Source organism: Pseudomonas caricapapayae, assembly GCF_001400735.1.
Classification (GTDB): Bacteria; Pseudomonadota; Gammaproteobacteria; order Pseudomonadales; family Pseudomonadaceae; genus Aquipseudomonas; species Aquipseudomonas caricapapayae.
Genome location: NZ_LJPW01000062.1, coordinates 1 through 470, shown reverse-complemented (window position 1 = coordinate 470; position 470 = coordinate 1). Strand labels below are relative to the sequence as shown.

At 60.6% G+C, this 470-nt stretch carries 1 pseudogene; it reads left to right on the top strand.

Annotated elements, in window-relative coordinates:
- Nucleotides 1-470, top strand: a pseudogene (locus tag ALO80_RS09100) (hypothetical protein); the annotation flags it as partial.

Below are 470 nucleotides of genomic sequence, written 5' to 3'. Positions count from 1 at the left end.
AAAGATCGCCACAAATGGCGGCGCGAGGTCGATCTGAGCGGTGCGCGTCAGTATCTGCAACAGCACCTGCCAGCCGGAGACGCATTGCTGCAGCAGGTGCGTGACACGCAAAGCGATTTTCAGCGTTGGGCAACCCATATCGGTACAGACCCGCTCAAGCTGTTTGTCGACACCACTCACCCTGAAAGCCTGCTGTACCTGCAAACGGTCATGCTCAACCTGCAGATCATCTACGCTCAGGACAACGCCGCCAGCGCCTGGTTCGCTGAGCAGGAAGCCAACGCCACCACGCTGTTCGGCACCTTGCGCTATGGCTTCTCACCCGCGCTCAAACACGCGCTGCACCAGGAGGCCAACGCGCTGCTGAACGGCCTCGGCGACGCCACCAACCTGGCCACCCGCATCGGCGAACTCAACGGCGCACTCAATCATCAGGGTTTTGCCAACAAGCCGTGGATGAAGGCGCTGAA